We start from the raw sequence: 18,578 nt of genomic DNA, 5'->3' as shown, positions 1-18,578 counted from the left end.
CCGGTGCCCGTACCCCGCCCCACCGGGCGGACCGGCACCGGCCGTTGTCACGCCAAGAACTCTGATCGGGACGACGGCCCGTCAGAGCAGCAAATTGGAGGCACGATGGGGCGCTTTGTCGCGAGGCGACTGCTCCAGATGATCCCGGTGTTCCTGGGCACGGTCACGATCATTTTCTTCATGACCCGCATGCTGCCCGGTGACCCGGCGGCGGCAATGTGGGGAGACAAGGCCGCCGACCCCGCGCAGCTGGCCGCGTTCAAGCACCGGATGGGACTCGACGTCTCGATCGGGCAGCAGTACCTCAACTACATGGGCGACCTGTTCAGGGGAAACTTCGGTGAGACCCTGGCCGGCCGCAAGGTCATCGACGTCATCGGCGAGGCCCTGCCGGTCACCGTTCGACTGGCGCTGCTGGCCTTCGTCTTCGAGCTGGTGGTCGGCGTCGGCATCGGCCTGCTGGCCGGCCTGCGCCGCGGCAAGGCGTTCGACAAGGTCACCCTGGTGCTGACCCTGCTGCTGATCTCGATCCCGGTCCCGGTGCTCGGCTTCATCTTCCAGAACGTCTTCGCGATCCAGCTCAAGTGGATCACCCCGACCGTTCAGGACTCGATGAACCTCGGCCAGCTGATGCTGCCCGCCATCGTGCTCGGCTCGCTGTCCCTCGCGTACGTCGCCCGACTGACCCGCACCTCCATCGCGGAGAACGTCAAGTCGGACTACATGCGCACCGCGATCGCCAAGGGCCTGCCCCGGCGCAAGGTCATCGGCACCCACCTGCTGCGCAACTCGATGATCCCGGTGGTGACCTTCCTGGGCACCGACCTCGGCGCCCTGATGGGCGGCGCGATCGTCACCGAGGGCATCTTCAACGTCAAGGGCGTCGGCAACGCGCTGTACCACGCCATCAACCTCAACGAGGGCGCGACCGTCTCCGGTTTCGTCGTCGTGCTGGTGCTGGTGTACCTGGCCGCCAGCCTGATCGTCGACCTGCTCTACGCGGTCCTGGACCCGAGGATCCGGTATGCCTGACCTGATCGAGAAGACCGCCCCGGCGACGGGCTCCACCGAGCCCAAGCCGGAGAAGCCCCGCAGCCTCGGCTCGGACGCCTGGCACGACCTGCGCAAGCGGCCGATCTTCATCATCTCGGCAGCGCTGATCGTGCTGCTGATCGCCTTCGCGATCGCCCCCAGCCTGTTCACCTCGGTGGACCCGCGGGCCGGCGACCTGCGGCTGCACTACCTGAGCAAGCCCAACTACCTGCACTTCTTCCAGGCCGACTGGTTCGGCTACGACGGGCAGGGCCGGTCCATCTACGCCCGGATGATCTACGGTGCCCGCGCCTCCGTGGTGGTCGGCATCTGCGTCACCGCAGGCGTCACCGTCCTCGGCGGTCTGGCCGGCATGATCGCCGGCTACTACGGCGGCTGGGTCGACGCGGTGATCTCCCGGGTCACCGACATGTTCTTCGGCATCCCGCTGCTGCTCGGCGCGCTGGTCGTGCTGAACGCCTTCACCACCCGCACCGTCTGGTCGGTGGTCTTCGCCCTGGTCGCCCTCGGCTGGACCCAGATGACCCGCGTGATGCGCGGCTCGGTGATCACCGTCAAGCAGGCCGACTACGTGACGGCGGCCAAGGCGCTCGGCGCCGGCACCACCCGGATCATGTTCAAGCACATCCTGCCGAACGCGATCGCCCCGGTGATCGTGGTCGCCACCATCGCGCTCGGCGGTTACATCGCCACCGAGGCCACGCTGAGCTTCCTCGGCATCGGCCTGCAGGACCCGACCATCTCCTGGGGCATCGACATCAACTCGGCCCAGAAGGTCCTCCGTACCGCGCCGTTCGCGCTGTTCTTCCCCGCCGGCATGCTCAGCGTCACCGTGCTGGCGTTCATCATGCTCGGCGATGCGGTGCGCGACGCCCTCGACCCCAAGCTGCGCTGAGAGAGGCGGCCCGCACCATGACCACCGCACCCGAGAAGACCACCGCCGCGAAGGACCGCCTGGTCCCCGGCACCCCGCTGCTCGACGTCCGCGACCTGCACGTCGAGTTCAAGACCCGCGACGGCGTCGCCAAGGCCGTCAACGGCGTCAACTACTCGGTCGCGGCCGGCGAGACCCTCGCCGTCCTCGGCGAGTCCGGCTCCGGCAAGTCCGTCACGGCCCAGACCATCATGGGCATCCTCGACATGCCGCCCGGCCGGGTCACCGCCGGCGAGATCATGTTCCGGGGCCGGGACATGCTCAAGATGTCGAACGAGGAGCGCCGGAAGATCCGCGGCCGCAAGATCGCGATGATCTTCCAGGACGCGCTGTCCTCGCTCAACCCGGTGCTCTCCGTCGGCTACCAGCTCGGCGAGATGTTCCGCGTGCACGAGGGCGCCTCCCGCAAGGAGGCCAAGGCCAAGGCCATCGAACTGATGGACCGGGTCCGCATCCCCGCCGCCGCGCAGCGCGTGAACGACTACCCGCACCAGTTCTCCGGCGGCATGCGGCAGCGCATCATGATCGCGATGGCGCTGGCCCTGGAGCCGGACCTGATCATCGCGGACGAGCCGACCACGGCGCTGGACGTCACCGTCCAGGCGCAGGTGATGGACCTGTTGGCGGAGCTCCAGGCCGAGTACCACATGGGTCTGATCCTGATCACCCACGACCTCGGCGTGGTCGCGGACGTCGCCGACAAGATCGCTGTCATGTACGCCGGCCGGATCGTCGAGACCGCCCCCGTGCACGAGCTCTACGCCCGTCCCGCCCACCCCTACACCAAGGGCCTGCTCCGGTCGATCCCGCGACTGGACCAGAAGGGCGAGGAGCTCTACGCGATCAAGGGCCTGCCGCCCAACCTCTACAAGGTCCCGGCCGGCTGCGCCTTCAACCCGCGCTGCGACGTCGCCACCGACCTGTGCCGCACCGAGATCCCCGCCCTGCACCAGGTCACCGACCGGGACGGGGCCGAGCTCGCCGGCCGCAAGAGCGCCTGCCACCTCTGGAAGGAGACCCTCCATGGCTGAGCCCATCCTGGAGGTCCGCGACCTGGTCAAGCACTACCCGCTCACCCAGGGCGTCCTCTTCAAGAAGCAGGTCGGCGCGGTCAAGGCCGTCGACGGCGTCTCCTTCACCCTGAACAAGGGCGAGACGCTCGGCATCGTCGGCGAGTCCGGCTGCGGCAAGTCCACCCTGGCCAAGGTCCTGATGAACCTGGAGCGGGCGACCGCCGGCCAGGTCCTCTACAAGGGCGAGGACATCTCCCGGCTGTCGGGCGCCGCGCTCAAGGCCGTTCGGCGCAACATCCAGATGGTGTTCCAGGACCCGTACACCTCGTTGAACCCGCGGATGACGGTCGGCGACATCATCGGGGAGCCGTTCGAGATCCACCCCGAGGTGGCGCCGAAGGGCGACCGCCGCAAGGCGGTCCAGGACCTGCTGGACGTGGTGGGCCTCAACCCGGAGTACATCAACCGGTACCCGCACCAGTTCTCCGGCGGCCAGCGCCAGCGGATCGGCATCGCGCGCGGTCTGGCGCTCAAGCCCGAGGTGATCATCTGCGACGAGCCGGTCTCGGCGCTGGACGTCTCGGTGCAGGCGCAGGTGATCAACCTGCTGGAGCAGCTCCAGACGGAGTTCGAGCTCTCCTACATGTTCATCGCACACGACCTGTCGATCGTCCGGCACATCTCCGACCGGGTCGGCGTGATGTACCTGGGCCGGATGGTCGAGATCGGCACCGACACCGAGATCTACGACCACGCCACCCACCCGTACACCCAGGCGCTGCTGTCCGCGGTGCCGGTGCCCGACCCGACCGGCCGCGAGGGCCGCGAGCGGATCATCCTCTCCGGCGACATCCCCTCCCCGGCGAACCCGCCGTCCGGCTGCCGCTTCCGCACCCGCTGCTGGAAGGCGGAGGAGCGCTGCGCGACGGAGTCGCCGTTGCTCGCCGCCCCGAAGCTGCTCACGGGCGGGGCCAAGCACGACTCGGCGTGCCACTTCGCCGAGGAGCGCCAGGCCGCATAACGCGCACCGACAGGGGCGCGTGGGGGTACCACGCGCCCCTGTTTTCGCGCCCGCCTGCGTTTCGAGCCCACCTGCGTTTCGCGCCCGCCCTCCCCGGTTGCGCGCCCTTGGGCCGTCCGGAGTCATCTCGGTCGCGTCGCCGCTACGCGGCACTTCTCATGGGGTGTGATGCGTCATACGCCCTTGAGGAGGAGGCTCCATGCCCGCAGGCACCCGTGTGCGCTGGGCTGTCGTCAGTGCGACCTCTGTGGCCCTGATGGTCACGGGTTGTGGTGGTGGCAGCAGTTCGAGCGGCGGTCCGTCGGACGCCAGCAAGACGTTCACGTACCAGAGCAGTGAGCCGCAGAATCCGTTGCAGCCGGCCAATGCCAATGAGGTGGGTGGCGGGCGGATCGTGCAGAACCTGTTCAAGGGGCTGGCGGACTACGACCCGTCCAACGGCAAGCTGCGGATGCAGGTCGCGGACACGATCGACACCAGCGACGCGCAGACGTACACCGTGACGATGAAGTCGGGCTGGACGTTCCACGACGGGACGCCGGTGACGGCGAAGAGTTTCGTGGACGCCTGGAACTGGGCGGCGAGCACCAAGAACAACCAGATCAACAGTTCGTGGTTCGGGGACATCCAGGGCTACACGGACGTCCACCCGCAGAGCGGCAGTCCGACCTCGGACACCATGTCGGGGCTGACCGTGCAGGACGACACGCACTTCACGATCAAGCTGACCAACAAGGTCTCGTACTTCCCGTACAAGCTGGGGTACGTGGCGTTCTCGCCGCTGCCGGAGGGGTTCTACAAGGACCCGGCGGGCTACGGGCAGAAGCCGGTGGGCAACGGGCCGTACGAGTTCGTCAGTTGGGACCACAACTCGCAGGTGGTCACCAAGACGTTCGCCAACTACCAGGGTGTGGACAAGCCGAAGAACGGCGGCGTGGTGTTCAAGATGTACACCACCTCGGAGGCGGCCTACGCGGACCTGCAGTCGAACAACCTGGACGTGATGGACCAGGTGCCGCCGTCGGCGCTGGCGAACTACAAGAACGACCTGGGCGACCGGGCGATCGACGCCCCGCAGGGTGCGATCCAGAACGTCGGCTTCACGCTGTACCAGCCGGAGTGGCAGGGGGCGGACAAGGCCAAGGTCCGGCAGGGCCTGTCGATGGCGATCGACCGGAACACCATCACCAAGACGGTGCTGCAGGGCTCGCGGGCGTCGGCGTCGGCGTGGGTGGCCGAGGGCGTGGAGGGCTACAAGGCGGGGACGTGCGGGGACTTCTGCACCTACAACCCGGACAAGGCCAAGCAGTTGATCCAGGAGGGCGGCGGCGTTCCCGGGAACTCGCTGAAGATCACCTACAACGCGGACGGCGGCCACAAGGAGTGGGTGGACGCGGTCTGCAACTCGATCCGGCAGGCGACCGGGGTGAACTGCTCCGGTGACCCGAAGACCGACTTCAAGACCGCCCGGGCGGCGATCACCGGGCACCAGATCAACGGCATGTTCCGGACCGGCTGGGTGCAGGACTACCCGCTGAACGCGAACTTCCTGGCGGACGTGTACCGCACCGGCGCGGCCTCCAACGACACCGGCTACTCCAGCCCGGAGTTCGACAAGCTCGCCACCGAGGCCGACCAGGCCGCCTCGATCCAGGACACCGCGACCGGCTACCAGCAGGCCGAGGCCCAGCTGGCGACGGACATGCCGGCCATCCCGCTCTGGTACTACCGGACGAACTCCGGTTACTCCACCAAGGTGCAGAACGTGACGTTCGACTCCTTCGGCAATCCGGCCTGGACCCAGGTCGAGGTCAAGGGCTGATCCCGTTCGACGCCGGCCCCGCCCTCCCCGCACGGAGGGCGGGGCCACGTCAGTCACCTTTTTTGGAGGGAGGGCTCCCATGGGCCATTACGTCCTGCGGCGCGTGCTCCAGATGATCCCGGTGTTCTTCGGGGCCACGCTGCTGATCTTCCTGATGGTGTACAGCCTGCCGGGCGACCCGATCGCCGCGATGTTCGGCGACAAGGCCGCCGACCCGGCGACCGTGGCACACCTGAAGCACCAGTACTACCTCGATCAGCCGCTGTGGAAGCAGTACCTGCACTACATGAACAACATCTTCCACCTGGACTTCGGCACCAGTTTCACCGGTCGTCCGGTCTCCGAGATCATGAAGGACGCCTTCCCGGTCACCATCCGGCTCGCCCTGGTGGCGTTCTTCTTCGAGATCGTGATCGGCCTGCCGCTGGGCCTGATCGCCGGCCTGAAGCGGGGCAGCATCGCGGACACCCTGGTGCTGCTGGTGACCCTGGTCGTGATCTCGATCCCGGTGTTCGTGCTCGGCTACATCGCGCAGACGGTGTTCGCGATCAACCTGGGCTGGGTGACGGCGACGGTCCAGGACTCCCGGGACATCAGCCAGTTGATCCTGCCCGGCCTGGTGCTGGCGTCCCTGTCGCTGGCGTACGTGGCCCGGCTGACCCGGACGTCGATCGGCGAGAACCTGCGCGCCGACTACATGCGCACCGCGGTGGCCAAGGGCCTGCCGCGGCGGACCGTCGTCGGGCGGCACCTGCTGCGCAACTCGCTGATCCCGGTGGTGACGTTCCTGGGCACCGACCTGGGCGCGCTGATGGGCGGCGCGATCGTCACCGAGGGCATCTTCAACATCGCCGGCGTCGGCAACGTCCTCTACAAGGCGATCAACCAGAAGGAAGGCCCGACGGTGGTCGGCATCGTCACCGTGCTGGTGATCGTGTACCTGGTCGCCAGCCTGGTCGTCGATCTGCTGTACGCCGTCCTCGACCCGAGGATCCGTTATGCCTGACCGGAACGAGCCCATCCCGGACGACCACGATCCGCTGCGGAACATCAACCCGACCGACAGCGACCACCTGGACTACGTGGGACAACAGGGGTTGGCGGTGGAGCAGGAGACGCTGATCGAGCCCGACCCGGTCAAACGGGAGCAGGCGCGCAGCCTGTGGGGCGACGCCTGGCGGGACCTGCGGCGGCGGCCGATCTTCCTCGTCTCGACGGTGCTGATCGTGCTGCTGATCCTGATCGCGATCTTCCCGGGGCTGTTCACCAGCACCGACCCGCGGGCCTCCGACCTGATCAACAACTACCTGCGCCGGCCGGACTGGACCGACTTCTTCGGGGGCGCCTGGTTCGGCTACGACGGGCAGGGCCGGTCGATCTACGCCCGGGTGATCTACGGGGCGCGGGCCTCGATCACCGTCGGCATCTGCGTCACCCTGGCGGTGACCCTGCTGGGCGGGATGGCCGGGATGGCCGCCGGGTTCTTCGGCGGCTGGTCGGACGCGGTGATCTCCCGGATCACCGACATCTTCTTCGGCATCCCGCTGCTGCTGGGCGCCCTGGTGCTGCTGAACGCGTTCTCCGTCCGCACCGTGTGGTCCGTGGTGATCGCGCTGGCCTTCCTCGGCTGGACCCAGCTGGCCCGCGTGATGCGCGGCTCGGTGATCACCGTCAAGCAGGCCGACTACGTGGTGGCCGGGCGGGCGCTGGGCGCCGGGACCTCGCGGCTGATGTTCCGGCACATCCTGCCGAACGCGATCGCGCCGGTGATCGTGGTCGCCACCATCGCGCTGGGCGGCTACATCACGGCGGAGGCCACGCTGAGCTTCCTCGGCATCGGCCTGCAGGACCCGACCATCTCCTGGGGCGTGGACATCTCCTCCGCGCAGAAGGTGATCCGGCAGGCGCCGTTCGTCCTGTTCTTCCCGGCCGCGGCGCTCTCCATCACCGTGCTGGCCTTCATCATGATGGGCGACGCGGTGCGCGACGCCCTCGATCCGAAGCTGCGCTGAGCGAGGGGAGCAGGCAGATGAGCACCGTCGCCGACCAGGGCCGACCGGCCCGCGAGGAGCCGTACACCGGGCCGCTGCTGGACGTGCGGAACCTGCACGTGGAGTTCCGGACCAGGGACGGCGTGGTCCGGGCCGTCAACGGCGTGAACTACAGCGTCAGCGCGGGCGAGACGCTCGCGGTGCTGGGCGAGTCCGGCTCCGGAAAGTCCGTCACCGCGCAGGCCGTCATGGGCATCCTCGACATGCCGCCGGCCGCGATTCCCGAGGGGGAGCTGCTGTTCCGCGGCCGGGACATGCTGAAGATGTCCAAGGAGGAGCGGCGGAAGATCCGCGGGCAGAAGATCGCGATGATCTTCCAGGACGCGCTGTCCTCGCTGAACCCGGTCCTGCCGGTGGGCTTCCAGCTCGGCGAGATGTACCGGGCGCACCGCGGCAGCAACCGCAAGGACGCCAAGGCCAAGGCCGTCGAACTGATGGAACGGGTGCGCATCCCCGCCGCCAAGGAACGGGTGGGGGACTACCCGCACCAGTTCTCCGGCGGCATGCGCCAGCGCATCATGATCGCGATGGCGCTGGCCCTGGAGCCGGACCTGATCATCGCGGACGAGCCGACCACGGCGCTGGACGTCACCGTCCAGGCGCAGGTGATGGACCTGCTCGCCGAGCTCCAGGCCGAGTACCACATGGGTCTGATCCTGATCACCCACGACCTCGGCGTGGTCGCGGACGTTGCCGACAAGATCGCCGTCATGTACGCCGGCCGGATCGTCGAGACCGCCCCCGTGCACGAGCTCTACGCGCGACCCGCCCACCCCTACACCCGCGGGCTGCTGGACTCCATCCCGCGCCTCGACCAGAAGGGCCAGGAACTCTACGCGATCAAGGGCCTGCCGCCCAACCTGCTGCGGATCCCGGCCGGCTGCGCGTTCAACCCGCGCTGTCCGCGGGCGCAGGAGATCTGCCGGCAGAAGGTGCCGCCGTTGGCGGAGGTGACCGAGGACGACGGGACGCCGCTGGCCGGCCGGGGCAGTGCGTGCTTCTTCTGGAAGGAGACCCTCCATGACGGTTAACGGCGCCACGCCGCTCGGAGCGACCACGCCCGAGGAGGCCGCGTTCGCGCAGGAGGTGCAGCGCGGCGAGCCCATCCTGGAGGTGCGCGACCTGCGCAAACACTTCCCGCTGACCAAGGGCATCCTGTTCAAGAAGCAGATCGGCGCGGTCAAGGCCGTCGACGGGGTGTCCTTCGACCTGATGCAGGGGGAGACGCTCGGCATCGTCGGCGAGTCCGGCTGCGGCAAGTCGACGCTGGCCAAGGTGCTGATGAACCTGGAGCCGGCGACGACCGGGTCGGTGAAGTACAAGGGCGAGGAGATCTCGCGCCTGTCGGGCGCCGGGCTCAAGGCCGTTCGGCGCAACATCCAGATGGTGTTCCAGGACCCGTACACCTCGTTGAACCCGCGGATGACGGTCGGCGACATCATCGGGGAGCCGTTCGAGATCCACCCGGAGGTGGCGCCGAAGGGCGACCGCCGCAAGGCCGTTCAGGACCTGCTGGACGTGGTGGGCCTCAACCCGGAGTACATCAACCGGTACCCGCACCAGTTCTCCGGCGGCCAGCGCCAGCGGATCGGCATCGCGCGCGGGCTGGCGCTCAAGCCCGAGATCATCATCTGCGACGAGCCGGTCTCCGCGTTGGACGTGTCCGTGCAGGCGCAGGTGATCAACCTGTTGGAGAGCCTCCAGGGCGAGTTCAACCTGTCGTACATGTTCATCGCGCACGACCTGTCGATCGTCCGGCACATCTCCGACCGGGTCGGCGTGATGTACCTGGGCCGGATGGTCGAGATCGGCACCGACCTGGAGATCTACGACCACGCCACCCACCCGTACACCCAGGCGCTGCTGTCCGCGGTGCCGGTGCCCGACCCGACCGCGCGGGAGTCCCGGGACCGGATCGTGCTGACCGGCGACGTGCCGTCCCCGGCGAACCCGCCGTCCGGGTGCCGGTTCCGCACCCGCTGCTGGAAGGCGCAGGAGAAGTGCGAGCGGGAGGATCCGGCGCTGACGGTCCGGGAGTGGCTGGAGGGCCGGGCCCGGCACGACTCGGCCTGCCACTTCGCGGGCGAACGCGAGAACGTCTGACCGGACGCGAAGAGGGCCCCCACCGAGCGGTGGGGGCCCTCTTCGGGCGTGACGGGGGATCAGACCTCGGCGCGCGGCTCGGGAACGGCCGCGGTCGAGCCCTCCTCCGGGAAGTGGCACGCGGTCAGGTGGCCGGCGACGTTGCCGGACAGCTGGACCAGCGGCGGCTCCTCCACCGAGCACTTCTCCTGCGCCTTCCAGCACCGGGTGCGGAAGCGGCAGCCCGACGGCGGGTTGAGCGGCGACGGGACGTCACCGTTCAGCCGGATCCGCTCGCGGTTGTCGTCCGGGTCGGCCTCCGGCACGGCGGACAGCAGCGCGTGGGTGTACGGGTGGCGGGGCGCCTCGTACAGCGACTTGCGGTCGGCGATCTCGACGATCTTGCCGAGGTACATCACCGCGACACGCTGCGAGAAGTGGCGCACCACCGACAGGTCGTGGGCGATGAACAGGAAGGCGATGCCCAGCTCGCGCTGCAGCTCCTGGAGCAGGTTGACCACCTGCGCCTGGATGGAGACGTCCAGCGCGGAGACCGGCTCGTCCGCGACGATCAGCTTCGGGTTCAGCGAGAGCGCGCGGGCCACGCCGATGCGCTGGCGCTGGCCGCCGGAGAACTCGTGCGGGAAGCGGTTGTAGTGCTCCGGGTTGAGACCGACGGTCTCCAGCAGCTCCTGCACCCGGCGCTGGACGCCGCCCTTCGGGTTGATCCCGTTGATCTCCATCGGCGCGCCGATGATCGAGCCGACGGTGTGCCGCGGGTTCAGCGAGGAGTACGGGTCCTGGAAGATCATCTGGATCTCGGACCGGATCGGCGCCAGCTCCTTGCGGGAGGCGTGCGTGATGTCCTGGCCGTTGTAGCGGATCTGGCCGCCGGTCGGCTCCAGCAGGCGGGTCACCAGCCGGCCGAGGGTCGACTTGCCGCAGCCGGACTCGCCGACCAGGCCGACCGACTCGCTGCCGAAGACCTCCAGGTCCACGCCGTCCACCGCGTGGACCGCGCCGACCTGGCGCTTGAACAGGAAGCCGTCCATCACCGGGAAGTGCTTCTCCACGCCCGTGATCGACAGCAGCGGGTCACCGGAGCCGGCAGCGGCCCCGGACGGCTTCTGGAGGGTCAGTTCGTTGCTCATGATGTCCCTCTCAGCCGAGCCGCGGCTTGATCTGGTCGATGAAGATGTCCTGCCGCTGCGCCGCGCTCAGGTGGCAGGCGGCGGCGGGCCCGGTGGCCGGGGCGAGCGGCGGGCGCTCCGAGGTGCAACCGCCGCCGATCACCTGCTCGGTGAAGTCGCAGCGCGGGTTGAACGGGCAGCCGGTCGGCAGGTTGATCAGGCTCGGCGGGGTGCCGCGGACCGGCCGCAGCGGCACGTTCACGTCGCCGGTCAGGCTCGGCATCGAGGACAGCAGGCCCCAGGTGTACGGGTGCTGAGGGGCCTTCAGCACCTCGCGGACGGTGCCGCGCTCCACGGCCCGGCCCGCGTACATCACCATGATGTTCTGCGCGGTGCGCGCCACCACGCCCAGGTCGTGGGTGATCAGGATGATCGCGGTGCCCATCTCCTGCTGGAGGTCCTTCAGCAGGTCGAGGATCTGGGCCTGGACGGTGACGTCCAGCGCGGTGGTCGGCTCGTCGGCGATCACCAGCTTGGGGTCGCAGACCAGCGACATGGCGATCATGGCGCGCTGGCGCATACCGCCGGAGAACTGGTGCGGGTAGTCGTCGACCCGGGTGGTGGGCTGCGGGATGCCGACCCGGGTCAGCATCTCGATGGCCCGGTCCCGGGACTCCTTCTTGGAGGCGCCGGTGTGCTTCCGGAAGGTCTCGCCGATCTGCTTGCCGATGGTGTGGTACGGCGACAGCGCGGTCAGCGGGTCCTGGAAGATCATCGACATGGTCTTGCCGCGGAGCTTCTCCAGCTCGCGGTTGGACGCGCCGACCAGCTCCTGCCCGTCCAGCTTGATCGAGCCGGTGATCTCGGTCCGGTCCGGGTTGTGCAGGCCCAGGACGGCCAGGTTGGTCACCGACTTGCCGGAACCGGACTCACCGACGATGCCGAGCGTGCTGCCCGGGGACACGTCGAAGGAGAGGTTGTCCACGGCCCGGACCACGCCGTCCTCGGTGCTGAAGCGGACCGAGAGGTCGCGGACTGAGAGGAACGGCTTGTCGCCGCCGCTGCCGGCGGACGAGGCCTCCTCGGGCTTGGCCTGGGTGGTCATGGACTGGGCTCCTCGGTGCGGTACGTGAGGTCGGGACTGCTGGGTCGGCCTGGGGTGCGGCCGGTCAGGCCAGGCGGATGCGCGGGTCGATCAGGGCGTAGGCGGCGTCGACGACGATGTTGAAGAACACGATCAGCGTGGCGGCCACCACGGTGACGCCGACCAGCAGCGAGAGGTCGGAGTCGTTGAAGGAGTGGATCGCCAGCTCACCCAGGCCGTGCAGGCTGAAGGTGGTCTCGGTGATGATCGCGCCGCCGAGCAGGACGCCGAGGTCGATGCCGAAGACGGTGACGATGGTGCCCATCGCGCCGCGCCACGCGTAGCGCATGAAGACCGAGGTGCCGGACATGCCCTTGGCGCGCGCCGTCCGCACGAAGTCCTCGGACAGCTGCTCGACCATCGAGGAGCGGGTCATACGGGTGTAGTTGGCGGTCCAGATCAGCGACAGGACGATCCACGGGACCAGCAGGCCGGTGAACCAGCCGACCGGGTCCTGGGTGAACGGCACGTAGGTGGGCTGGGACAGCAGGTCGGTGCTGTAGACCAGGGCGACCAGGGCGAGCGGACCGGCCACGTAGATCTGCATCGAGGAGACGACCAGCGAGGCGGAGCTGGCGATCTTGTCGAGCGCCTTGCCCTGCTTGTGGGCGGCCAGCATGCCGGTGCCGATACCGAAGATCAGGAAGATCACGGCGGAGCCGACGGTCAGCGACAGGGTGGTCGGGAAGCGGTCGGCCAGGATGCCGCCGACCAGTTCCTTCTTGGCGAAGGAGTAGCCGAAGCAGGGGGCCGAACAGTCCACCCCGTTGTAGGTGTTGCCAGTGAAGATGGAGCTCAGCCAGTTCCAGTACTGGACCGGCAGCGACTTGTCGAAGCCCATGTCGTGCTTGATCAAGGCGAGGTTCTCGGGCGTGCAGATCTTGCCGCAGTAGAGCCGCGCCGGGTCCGCCGGGATCGCGAAGAACAGCGCATAGGTGATCATCGAGACGATCACCAGAATGACGAGAGCGCCGAGTGATCGGCGGACGAGGAATCGGAGCATCGGACGGGCTCTCCTGATCGGGGAGGGGCACCGGCAGATCGTGCCGGTGCCCCACCGTGAGCTACTGCTCGGTGACGACTACTACTTGACGTAGATGTTGAGCGGCGACTGCAGACCGGCCAGGGTGTCGAACTTGACACCGCCGAGGCCCGAGCCGTACAGGCTCAGCGAACGCTGGTACACGTCCGGGATTGAGTACGCCTTGTCCTGCAGCTTCTTGTCGATCGCGGCCCACGCCTTGCCCTGGGCGGTCGGGTCGGCGATCTTGACCGCCGCGTCCATGGCGGCGTTGATCTCCGGGTCGTTCACGTGGGCGTAGTTCTGGCCACCGTCGGCGATCATGCGGCCGTCCCAGACCGGCTGCAGCGAGGTGTAACCGGTCGGCCAGTCGGCGCCCCAGCCGCCCCAGTACAGGTCGAACTCGTTGTTGACCTGCTGGATCGCGTCGTAGTAGGTCTTCGAGTCCAGCGGGTGCGGCACGAACTTGAAGCCGGCGGCCTCGAGGTTGGTGCGGATGGCCTCGGTGACCTTCTGCTGGACCGGGGTGTTGTTGTAGGCGTAGACGATGGTCTGGCCCACGGCGTTGGCCTCGGTCAGCAGCTTCTTGGCCGCCTCGGTGTCGCCCTGCGGCTTCTTCAGCACGTCGAACGGGTCGTAGGACTCGAAGCCGAGCACGGTCGGGCTCATGTACGAGGTCGCGTAGTCACCGTAGGAGGTGCCACCCTGCAGCTGGCGGGTCTGCTGGTGCGGGAACGCCTTGACCAGCGCCTCGCGGACCTTCTGGTCCTTGATGCGGGTGTTGTTGATGTAGTAGTAGTCGACGTACGGGGTCAGGCCCTCGAGCGTACGCGGCTTGAGCTTCTCGTCGCCCTTGACCTTGTCGATGTAGGTCGTGTGGACCTGGTTGTGGAACGAGAAGGCGTTCTTGTCGTCACCGTTGTCCGCGATGAAGCGCTCGGTGGACTGCTGCGCCTGGACACCGAAGGTCATGTGCCACTTGTCCGGGTACGCGTTCCGGATCGGGTCGGTGGCCGGGTCCCAGTTCGGGTTCCGCTCGAGGTCCAGCGAGCGGTCGTTGACGTGCTCGGTGATCTGGTACGGGCCCGAGGAGAACGGCTTCTTGTCGTACTCCTCCTTGGTGTCGTGGGCCTTCGGCACGATGCCGTAACCGGTCATCGCCAGGGTGAAGTTGGCGTCGGTGTGGACGTCCTTGAACTGGATGACGACGGTCTTGTCGTCCGGGGTGGTGACCGCGTCGAGGCCCTTGCCGTCGTACGGACCGGCGTAGGCGCCGCGGTAGTCGTCGCCCGAGATCCACTGCTGGATGTAGGTCGGGCCGCCCTTGATGAACGAGGCGTAGGTGCGCTCGATCGAGTACTTGACGTCGGCCGAGGTGATCGCGGCGCCGTCCTGCCACTTCACGCCGTCCTTCAGCGTGAACTTCCAGGTCTTGCCGCCATCGGTGGTGGTACCGGTGTCGGTGGCCAGGTCGCCGACCAGCTTCTGCGAGCCGTCCGCGGCGGTCTTGTAACCGGTCAGCTGACGGGTGAACAGCAGCGAGGCCTCGGCGTTGTAGTTCATGTAGACCATGGCCGGGTCCAGGTGCGAGAAGTCGTCGCGGTCGATCATGTTGACCGTGCCGCCCTTCTTCGCGCCGGGCTCCGGGACGGCCGGGCCCTTCGAGTCGTCAGCGGTGCCGACCGAGATCGTGGTGGCGGAGATGGGGGCCTTCGAGGCACCCGGCTTCGCACCGTCGCTGTTGGAGTGGCCACTGGAGCACGCCGTGGTGACGGTCAGGGCCCCGGCGACCATGATGGCGGCGGCGAGCCGCGACTTGCGAGAACTCATCTTCATCCTGCCTGGGGTAGGTGTAGTGACTATGTGCAGTGGGGTGCCCGGGGCCTGGCTTTCCCATCCCCCCGGAGTCTTGAGGGCCTGCTAGCGGTTGGCCTTGGGGTCGAAGGCGTCCCGGACGGAGTCGCCGAGCAGGTTGAAGGCGAGAACGAAGATCACCATGGCGATGCCCGGGAAGAGCAGGTAGGTGACGTCGGTCCGCAGGTAGTCCGCCGCGCCCGCGATCATCCGGCCCCAGTCGGGGACCGGCTCGCTGACGCCCACGCCGAGGTAGGACAGGCCGGCTTCGGCGGTGACGAACGCCGGGAGCGCGAGGGTGGCCTGAACCAGGATCGGGGTCCACAGGTTGGGCAGGATCTCCTTGAAGATGATCCGCATCGGCGACGCGCCGGTGACCTTGGCGGCCTCGATGAACTCACGCTCGCGCAGGGCCAGGGCGGTGCCGCGCAGGATGCGGGCCAGGCCCATCCAGCCGAGCAGCGAGAGCACGATGGTCACCGCGACGAACGGCAGCCACTCGGGGGCCTTCTGACCGGACGGCACCAGCAGGCTGGTGACCACCGGCATGGTGGCGATCAGGAAGATCTGCGACGGGAACGACATGAGCACGTCGATCACGCGGCCGATGAAGAAGTCGGCCTTTCCGCCCAGGTAGCCGGCGGCGATACCGAGCGCGACACCGATCACGGTGGTCAGCAGCGAGGTGGCGAAGGCGATGATCAGCGAGGTGCGGATGCCGTAGACCAGCTGCATCATCACGTCACGGCCGAGGCCCGGCTCCAGGCCGAACCAGAAGTCGCCGCTCATGCCGCCGTTGGGGGCCACCGGAAGACCGGAGTCGGTCAGCAGCGTCGGGTCGTTCTGGCCGTAGTGGGTCTCCGCGTCGTTGCCGTAGAGCATCGAGATGACCGGGGCGAGGACCGCCACCAGGACGAAGAACAGCACCACGCAGGCGCTCACCACGCCGGTGCGGTCGCGCAGGAAGCGGCGCCACATCAGCTTCCCGGGGGAGAGGCCGCGGAAGCCGGGATCGGCGGGCGCGTCGGCCGAGGCGTTGTCCGGAAGGTCCGACGTGGACCCGGGGGTGTCCCCGTCCGTCGTGGCCCCAGTAGGCGTCGTCATGGTGCGAAAGCTCCCGACCGTGGTCCGTGCAGAAGCAAGGAGTAAGAACTTGGATGAATGGACTCTTGCAAGTCGTTTATCGAACGTCAAGAGTTCCTCAGTTGTCGAGGGCCCATTTCCTCCTTCGTGCTGGAATATCAACCACTTCGTAGTTCCTGAACTCTTGACAGCCGTTGAGCGATACGGTCAAAACCGGACAAAGGTGATCAAGGCTCGTTCACCTGTCCGTAACGATGCACTGTCAGGTCCGCTATCTGGACGGCCAGTTCGGCGGCCGATTGAACGACGCGCGTAGACCTCGTGTCCGTTTTGGTGCCATTGAGAGGAATTGAGAGCGGCAATTGAGTGTCCGATAATCGGACACCTGCGTTTTCGGGCATGCCGGAGCGAATTCGTGGGTAGGGGTCACCCAATTCGGGCGGCAGGCGTACCGCCGGCCGCCTGGCAATTTCCCGCCAATGGCGGGACTTCGCCGCCCGGGTGTTACTTCAGCAGCCCGATGTTCTCGTAGACGAGGTCGCCGAGCCCCGGTGCGCCGAGGTTGGCGATGTTCTTGCGGACGCCGAAAATGGCCGGGCGCTGGTACAGCGGGACCAGTCCGGCCACCTCCCACGCCGCCGCGTCGGCCCGGTTGAGTGCTGCCGTCTCGTCGTCCACGGTGCCGGCCTTGGCGGCATCCGCCATGGCCTTGTCAAGTGATTTGCTGCCGACCTGGGACCAGTTGGAGCCGGAGTCCTGCTGGAAGGTGCTGATCGAGTTGGAGACCGGGAACGGGGTGCCCATCAACGCGAACGCGGTGAGGTCGAAGTCGTGCTTGTACACGAAGCCGTCGAAGAACTCGCCGGCCGGCACGGTCTGCACCGTGACCTTCACCCCGATCTGCCCCAGCATCCGGGTGACCAGCGCGCTCTCGTTGGCGGCCAGGTTGTTGCCGGCCGGCGCCACGAACCGCAGCGCCAGCTCCGTGCCGTCCTTGGTGCGGACGCCCGAGGGCCCGAGCTTCCAGCCCAGCGAGTCGAGGGACGCCTTCGCGGCGTCGGGGTCGAACCGGCTCAGGCCGTTCGAGTTGTCCTGGTAGCCGTGCTGGGACGGCACCAGGAAGTGGTTGTTCATCGGTATGTACGGCCAGTCCAGGCCGGCCAGGTCGGTCCGGGTGATCTCCGCCCGGTCGATCGCCTGGATCAGCGCCTGACGGACCTTCGGATCGCCGAGCGCCGCGCTGCGCCCGTTCAGCACCAGCTGCCGCAGGTTCGGCCCGCCGGCCCGGCGGGCCTCGCCGTCCGGGGTGGACCCGATGATCCGGTAGCCCTCGGTGTTGGGGCCGTTGTTGTAGAAGTCGACCTCGCCGGCGGCGAACGCCTGCGGCATCTTCCCGGTGTCGTACGCCTTGAAGACGATTCGGTCCAGCAGTGGCTTGTCGCCCCACCAGTCCGGGTCGGCGACCACCGTGACGGTGCGCGTCGCCGGGTCCATCTTCTCCACCTTGAACGGCCCGCCGGTGACCGGGAAGCCCCCCTTGAAGGAGGTGTTGAACAGTTCCGGCGTGGCGACGTACTTCGCCGGCAGCAGCGGGGCGTTGCCGGCGTTGTTGAACATCGCCTGCCACTCCGAGTACGGCTCCCGGAAGGTCATCACGGCCTGGTGGTCGTCCTGGCCGCGGACCACGCTCTCCACCTGGTCGAAGCCGTTGCTGGAGGCGGTCCTGAACGCCGGGTCCTGGCCGTTCAGCGCCTGCCAGTCGGCCTGCAGGTCGCGCCAGGTGATCGGGGTGCCGTCGGACCAGTGGGCCTTCGGGTTGAGCGTCCACACCACGGTCTGCTTGCCCTGCCGCACCTCGCTCTTCGCCGAGGTCAGGTAGGCCGGGTTGGGGGTCTGCATGCCGCCCGCGTCGGAGCGCCAGAAGGTCGGCAGCAGCGCCTTGACCACGTCGACGGTGGACGCCTCGGAACCGTCCGCCTGGATCGGGTTCCACTGGCTCGAGTACTGGTCGATCGCCCAGTTCATGGTGCCGCCCTGACGCAGCGCCGTGCGCGGCTTCGGGTTCAGCGCCTGCTGGGTCATCCGCGGGGCCTCGCCGCCCGCCACCGCCGTGGAACCGCCGCCCGGGGAGCCGCCGGCGGCGCAGGAGCACAGCGCGAAGGACAGCGCTGCCACCGACGCGATCAGGGCGAGCGGACGGCGACTTCTCGGGGTGGGGCGTCTCGGCACGCGGCACATCTTGCGTACCGGCGAGACATGTTGTCGACCAGTCGCCGATCAAGTCTTGATAACGCGCCGTGGTCACCCTGTGGCGCCGCCCGGTTCGTCCCGTTCTGCGACGCCACTGGCGAGGATCCGCCAGCACGCCGG

15 protein-coding genes are annotated in these 18,578 nt (G+C 68.0%); 9 read left to right on the top strand and 6 right to left on the bottom strand.

Features of this window, described 5'->3' with window-relative positions:
- Positions 1–105: 105 nt before the first annotated feature.
- The 9 genes from ACI1MP_RS15610 (at position 106) to ACI1MP_RS15570 (ending at position 9,997) form a co-directional block, all read left to right on the top strand.
- Complete coding sequence (locus ACI1MP_RS15610) at positions 106–1,032, top strand: ABC transporter permease (RefSeq protein WP_100588853.1); 927 nt, start codon at positions 106–108, stop codon at positions 1,030–1,032.
- Positions 1,025–1,948, top strand: a complete 924-nt coding sequence (locus tag ACI1MP_RS15605) for an ABC transporter permease (RefSeq protein WP_100588854.1) — start codon at positions 1,025–1,027, stop codon at positions 1,946–1,948. Before ACI1MP_RS15610 ends, ACI1MP_RS15605 begins: the two co-directional genes overlap by 8 nt.
- A gap of 17 nt (positions 1,949–1,965) precedes the next feature.
- Complete coding sequence (locus tag ACI1MP_RS15600) at positions 1,966–3,018, top strand: ABC transporter ATP-binding protein (protein ID WP_404868861.1); 1,053 nt, start codon at positions 1,966–1,968, stop codon at positions 3,016–3,018.
- Entirely contained in the window at positions 3,011–4,021 is a 1,011-nt protein-coding gene (locus ACI1MP_RS15595) for an ABC transporter ATP-binding protein (protein WP_100588855.1), read from the top strand. The genes ACI1MP_RS15600 and ACI1MP_RS15595 overlap by 8 nt, the downstream gene beginning before the upstream one ends.
- Positions 4,022–4,220: 199 nt before the next feature.
- Positions 4,221–5,843, top strand: a complete 1,623-nt coding sequence (locus ACI1MP_RS15590) for an ABC transporter substrate-binding protein (RefSeq protein WP_380335064.1) — start codon at positions 4,221–4,223, stop codon at positions 5,841–5,843.
- 79 nt (positions 5,844–5,922) lie between these two features.
- Complete coding sequence (locus ACI1MP_RS15585) at positions 5,923–6,849, top strand: ABC transporter permease (protein ID WP_043915888.1); 927 nt, start codon at positions 5,923–5,925, stop codon at positions 6,847–6,849.
- Positions 6,842–7,855, top strand: coding sequence for an ABC transporter permease (locus ACI1MP_RS15580; RefSeq protein ID WP_380335069.1), 1,014 nt, complete (start codon positions 6,842–6,844; stop codon positions 7,853–7,855). Before ACI1MP_RS15585 ends, ACI1MP_RS15580 begins: the two co-directional genes overlap by 8 nt.
- Before the next feature lie 17 nt (positions 7,856–7,872).
- Entirely contained in the window at positions 7,873–8,925 is a 1,053-nt protein-coding gene (locus ACI1MP_RS15575; protein ID WP_043915889.1) for an ABC transporter ATP-binding protein, read from the top strand.
- Positions 8,915–9,997, top strand: coding sequence for an ABC transporter ATP-binding protein (locus tag ACI1MP_RS15570; protein ID WP_380335074.1), 1,083 nt, complete (start codon positions 8,915–8,917; stop codon positions 9,995–9,997). The genes ACI1MP_RS15575 and ACI1MP_RS15570 overlap by 11 nt, the downstream gene beginning before the upstream one ends.
- Positions 9,998–10,056: 59 nt before the next feature.
- On the opposite strand, the gene ACI1MP_RS15565 is transcribed toward ACI1MP_RS15570, so the two are convergent.
- From ACI1MP_RS15565 to ACI1MP_RS15540, 6 genes are all read right to left on the bottom strand, one after another.
- Positions 10,057–11,127 carry an ABC transporter ATP-binding protein gene (locus ACI1MP_RS15565; RefSeq protein WP_380335077.1) on the bottom strand — a complete coding sequence of 357 codons (1,071 nt, stop codon included), beginning with the start codon at positions 11,125–11,127 and terminating at the stop codon, positions 10,057–10,059.
- A 10-nt stretch (positions 11,128–11,137) separates the two neighbouring features.
- On the bottom strand, positions 11,138–12,211 hold the full coding sequence (locus tag ACI1MP_RS15560) for an ABC transporter ATP-binding protein (RefSeq protein ID WP_380335080.1): 1,074 nt from the start codon (positions 12,209–12,211) through the stop codon (positions 11,138–11,140).
- A 64-nt stretch (positions 12,212–12,275) separates the two neighbouring features.
- The gene (locus tag ACI1MP_RS15555; RefSeq protein WP_363472865.1) at positions 12,276–13,253 is read right to left on the bottom strand and encodes an ABC transporter permease; all 978 of its coding nucleotides are present in this window, start codon (positions 13,251–13,253) and stop codon (positions 12,276–12,278) included.
- Positions 13,254–13,334: 81 nt separating this feature from the next.
- Positions 13,335–15,101 (bottom strand): ABC transporter substrate-binding protein, encoded by a 1,767-nt coding sequence (locus ACI1MP_RS15550; RefSeq protein WP_380335083.1) that lies wholly within the window; start codon positions 15,099–15,101, stop codon positions 13,335–13,337.
- Positions 15,102–15,191: 90 nt separating this feature from the next.
- Positions 15,192–16,229 carry an ABC transporter permease gene (locus ACI1MP_RS15545; RefSeq protein ID WP_363472861.1) on the bottom strand — a complete coding sequence of 346 codons (1,038 nt, stop codon included), beginning with the start codon at positions 16,227–16,229 and terminating at the stop codon, positions 15,192–15,194.
- 483 nt (positions 16,230–16,712) lie between these two features.
- On the bottom strand, positions 16,713–18,437 hold the full coding sequence (locus tag ACI1MP_RS15540) for an ABC transporter family substrate-binding protein (protein ID WP_404868860.1): 1,725 nt from the start codon (positions 18,435–18,437) through the stop codon (positions 16,713–16,715).
- Positions 18,438–18,578 lie beyond the last annotated feature (141 nt).

Origin of the sequence: Kitasatospora griseola, assembly GCF_044999035.1 — a bacterium.
Lineage (GTDB): Bacteria > Actinomycetota > Actinomycetes > Streptomycetales > Streptomycetaceae > Kitasatospora > Kitasatospora griseola.
The sequence above is the reverse complement of the archived record's forward strand: the minus strand, read 5'-3'. Positions and strand labels throughout refer to the sequence as shown.

Coding starts and splice junctions, on each gene's coding strand:
- ACI1MP_RS15590 (WP_380335064.1), top strand. CDS start 4,221: ATGCCCGCAGGCACCCGTGTGCGCTGGGCTGTCGTCAGTGCGACCTCT.
- ACI1MP_RS15555 (WP_363472865.1), bottom strand. CDS start 13,253: ATGCTCCGATTCCTCGTCCGCCGATCACTCGGCGCTCTCGTCATTCTG.
- ACI1MP_RS15545 (WP_363472861.1), bottom strand. CDS start 16,229: ATGACGACGCCTACTGGGGCCACGACGGACGGGGACACCCCCGGGTCC.
- ACI1MP_RS15560 (WP_380335080.1), bottom strand. CDS start 12,211: ATGACCACCCAGGCCAAGCCCGAGGAGGCCTCGTCCGCCGGCAGCGGC.
- ACI1MP_RS15565 (WP_380335077.1), bottom strand. CDS start 11,127: ATGAGCAACGAACTGACCCTCCAGAAGCCGTCCGGGGCCGCTGCCGGC.
- ACI1MP_RS15580 (WP_380335069.1), top strand. CDS start 6,842: ATGCCTGACCGGAACGAGCCCATCCCGGACGACCACGATCCGCTGCGG.
- ACI1MP_RS15550 (WP_380335083.1), bottom strand. CDS start 15,101: ATGAGTTCTCGCAAGTCGCGGCTCGCCGCCGCCATCATGGTCGCCGGG.
- ACI1MP_RS15575 (WP_043915889.1), top strand. CDS start 7,873: ATGAGCACCGTCGCCGACCAGGGCCGACCGGCCCGCGAGGAGCCGTAC.
- ACI1MP_RS15570 (WP_380335074.1), top strand. CDS start 8,915: ATGACGGTTAACGGCGCCACGCCGCTCGGAGCGACCACGCCCGAGGAG.
- ACI1MP_RS15600 (WP_404868861.1), top strand. CDS start 1,966: ATGACCACCGCACCCGAGAAGACCACCGCCGCGAAGGACCGCCTGGTC.
- ACI1MP_RS15610 (WP_100588853.1), top strand. CDS start 106: ATGGGGCGCTTTGTCGCGAGGCGACTGCTCCAGATGATCCCGGTGTTC.
- ACI1MP_RS15605 (WP_100588854.1), top strand. CDS start 1,025: ATGCCTGACCTGATCGAGAAGACCGCCCCGGCGACGGGCTCCACCGAG.
- ACI1MP_RS15595 (WP_100588855.1), top strand. CDS start 3,011: ATGGCTGAGCCCATCCTGGAGGTCCGCGACCTGGTCAAGCACTACCCG.
- ACI1MP_RS15585 (WP_043915888.1), top strand. CDS start 5,923: ATGGGCCATTACGTCCTGCGGCGCGTGCTCCAGATGATCCCGGTGTTC.